This is a genomic window from Protofrankia sp. CiP1_Cm_nod1, assembly GCF_920888515.1.
GTDB lineage: Bacteria > Actinomycetota > Actinomycetes > Frankiales > Frankiaceae > Protofrankia.
The window spans coordinates 1-3,643 of sequence record NZ_CAKKTM010000088.1 but is presented as its reverse complement, the minus strand read 5'-3'; the positions used below and the strand labels follow the sequence as shown (position 1 = coordinate 3,643).

2 protein-coding genes are annotated in these 3,643 nt (G+C 70.2%); both read left to right on the top strand.

Going from position 1 to position 3,643, the window contains the following annotated elements; genetic code table 11:
• Window positions 1-3,437, top strand: a 3,437-nt coding sequence (locus NBX02_RS04690; protein ID WP_250290135.1) for a multifunctional oxoglutarate decarboxylase/oxoglutarate dehydrogenase thiamine pyrophosphate-binding subunit/dihydrolipoyllysine-residue succinyltransferase subunit, incomplete at its 5' end; no start/stop codon positions are given.
• A 68-nt stretch (window positions 3,438-3,505) separates the two neighbouring features.
• A partial coding sequence (locus NBX02_RS04685; protein ID WP_250290137.1) for a DUF6104 family protein occupies window positions 3,506-3,643 on the top strand: 138 nt, incomplete at its 3' end.

The following is a 3,643-nucleotide window of genomic DNA, read 5'->3' as shown; positions in this document are numbered from 1 at the left end:
CTCCCGCGGTCCCCGCGGCCGGCACGCCGGCGGCAACGGCCGCACCAGCGGCCGGCCAGAGCGCTTCCGCCGCGGGCGGCGGTGCCTCGACGTCACCGCTGCGAGGCGCCGCCGCGCGCGTCGTCGCGAACATGGAGACGTCACTGCACGTCCCCACCGCGACGTCGGTGCGGGCGGTGCCCGCCAAGCTCCTCGCGGACAACCGGATCGTCATCAACCGGCATCTGGCCCGTTCCCGCGGCGGCAAGGTGTCGTTCACGCACCTGATCGGCTACGCCATGGTCAAGGCGCTGCAGGCCGCGCCGGTGATGAACTCCTCCTACACCGAGGCCGGCGGCAAGCCCGCCCTGGTCACGCCGGAACACGTCAACCTGGGCATCGCCATCGACCTGGTCAAGGGCTCCTCGCGCCAGCTCGTCGTCGCCGCGATCAAGCAGGCCGAGACGCTGGACTTCAGCCAGTTCTGGCTCACCTACGAGGACCTCGTCCGGCGCGCCCGGACAAACAAGATCACGGCGGACGACTTCACCGACGTGACGATCACGCTGACCAACCCCGGCGGTATCGGCACCGTGCACTCGGTACCCCGCCTGATGCAGGGCCAGGGGACGATCATCGGGGTCGGCGCGATGGAGTACCCGGCCGAGTTCCAGGGCGCCTCCCAGGAGACCCTGTCGAGACTGGCCGTCTCAAAGATCATTACGCTGACCAGCACGTACGACCACCGGATCATCCAGGGTGCGCAGTCCGGCGAGTACCTGCGCCGCATCCACCAGCTGCTGCTGGGGGCGGACGACTTCTACGAGGAGGTCTTCCGCTCGCTGCGCGTCCCGTACGAGCCGGTGCAGTGGGTCGCCGACATCACCTCGTCCCACGAGGGCGATCTCGACCACGGCACCCGGGTGCTGGAGCTGATCCACGCCTACCGGGTCCGCGGCCACCTGATGGCCGACACCAACCCGCTCGAGTTCGCCATCCGCAGCCACCCCGACCTCGACATCATCAGCCACGGGCTGACCCTGTGGGACCTCGACCGCGAGTTCCCCGTCGACGGCTTCGCCGGCCAGCGGACGATGACCCTGCGCGACATTCTGGGCGTCCTGCGGGATTCGTACTGCCGCCGGGTCGGCATCGAGTACATGCACATCCAGGAGCCGGACGAGCGGGTCTGGATCCAGCAGCGGGTCGAGCGTTCCGCCGAGCGCCCCGACCCCGCCGAGCAGCTGCACGTCCTCGAGCGGCTGGGCGCGGCCGAGGCGTTCGAGTCCTTCCTGCAGACCAAGTACGTCGGGCAGCGGCGTTTCTCCCTCGAAGGCGGGGAGTCGGCGATCCCGCTGCTGGACGAGGTCCTGCAGCGGGCCGCCGATGCCGGCATGGACGAGGTCGCCTTCGGGATGGCCCACCGCGGCCGCCTCAACGTCCTGGCGAACATCATCGGCAAGTCCTACCGGCAGATCTTCGCCGAGTTCGAGGGGTACGTCGACCCGCAGACCGCGCACGGCTCGGGTGACGTCAAGTACCACCTCGGCGCCGAGGGTGTCTACACCGTCCCCGACGGCCGCGAGGTGGCGGTCTCCCTGGTGTCCAACCCCTCCCACCTGGAGGCGGTCGACCCGGTGCTCGAAGGTGTCGTCCGCGCCAGACAGGACCTGCTCAACAAGGGCCCGGAGGGCTTCACCGTCCTGCCCGTGCTCATCCACGGGGACGCCGCCTTCGCCGGCCAGGGCGTGGTCGCCGAGACGCTGAACCTCTCCCAGCTGCGCGGCTACCGCACCGGCGGCACCGTGCACCTCGTCATCAACAACCAGGTCGGGTTCACGACCTCGCCGGTCTCCAGCCGGTCGTCGGTGTACGCCACCGACGTCGCCCGGATGGTGCAGGCGCCGATCTTCCACGTCAACGGGGACGACCCCGAGGCGTGTGTGCGCGTCGCGCGGCTGGCCTTCGAGTTCCGGCAGGCGTTCCACAAGGACGTCGTGATCGACATGGTGTGCTACCGGCGGCGCGGCCACAACGAGATGGACGAGCCGTCGTTCACCCAGCCGCTGATGTACGACACCATCGCCACGAAGCGGTCGGTGCGCAAGCTCTACACCGAGGCGCTGATCGGCCGCGGCGACATCACCCCGGCCGAGGCCGAGCAGGCCATGAAGAACTACTCGGCGCAGCTGGAGAAGGCGTTCGCGGAAACCCGTGACACCACCAGCCGGCCGGCCGGCCAGCCCCTGCTGGTGACGACCCCGGCGGAAGCCGCCGCCGCGGCCGCGGTGTCCACCGCCGTGTCGCTGGACGTCGTCAAGAAGGTCATCGACACCCAGACCACGCTGCCGGAGGGGTTCACCGTCCACCCGAGGCTGCGCCCGCAGCTCGAGCGACGGGCCCAGATGGTCGCCACCGGGGCGATCGACTGGGCATGCGCCGAGACCATCGCGTTCGGCTCGATCCTGCTGGACGGGCGGCCCATCCGCCTCGCCGGGCAGGACAGCCGGCGCGGCACCTTCGGCCAGCGGCACGCCGTCCTGGTCGACCGGCACACCGCCGAGGAGTACTCGCCGCTGAAGTCGCTGGAGGCCGAGCCGGGCGCCGGCACCTTCTACGTCCACGACTCGCTGCTGTCCGAGTTCGCCGCGATGGGCTTCGAGTACGGCTACTCGGTGGCCCGGCCGGACGCGCTCGTGCTGTGGGAGGCCCAGTTCGGCGACTTCGTCAACGGCGCACAGTCGATCATCGACGAGTTCATCGCGGCGGGCGAGGCCAAGTGGGGGCAGCGCAGCGCGGTCGGCCTGCTGCTCCCGCACGGCTACGAGGGGCAGGGACCGGACCACTCCTCGGCGCGGATCGAGCGGTTCCTCAGCCTGTGCGCCGAGAACAACATGCTGGTCTCGGCCCCGTCCAGCCCGGCGAGCTACTTCCACCTGCTGCGCCGGCAGGCACTCTCGCCGGTGCGCCGCCCGCTGGTCGTCTTCACCCCCAAGTCGATGCTGCGGCTGAAGGCGGCGACGTCGACGGTCGAGGAGCTGACCGGCGGGTCGTGGCTGCCGGTCATCGACGACGCGACTGTCGGTGACCGCGCCGGCATCCGCCGGGTGCTGCTGTCCAGTGGGAAGGTCTACTACGACCTGCTGGCCACGCGGGCCAAGCAGGAGATCACCGACACCGCGCTCGTCCGCGTCGAGCAGCTCTACCCGACCCCGGTCGAGGAGCTGCGCACGGTGCTGGCGGCCTACCCGGACCTCACCGAGGTGATCTGGGTGCAGGAGGAACCCGCCAACCAGGGTGCCTACCCGCACATGGCCATCCACCTGCCGGCGGCGTTGCCCGCCGGCCTGGTGCTGCGCCGGGCCTCCCGCAACGCGTCGGCCGCGCCGGCCTCCGGTTCCTCCTCGCGGCATGAGAAGGAGCAGGCGAAGCTGCTCGAGGACGCGTTCGCCGGGTAGCCTTCTTTCTCATCCCAGCAGGGCTGTCATCTCCAGGACTGTCATCTCAGTGTGGGGCGGGGTACGCGGTGTATTTCACCGACCGGGGTGTCGAGGAGCTGTCGCAGCGTCGCGGTGAGGAGTCCGTGACGCTCGACTGGCTCGCCGACCAGCTGCGCACGTTCGTCGACCTGCATCCCCAGTACGAGGACGCGGTCGAGGAGCTG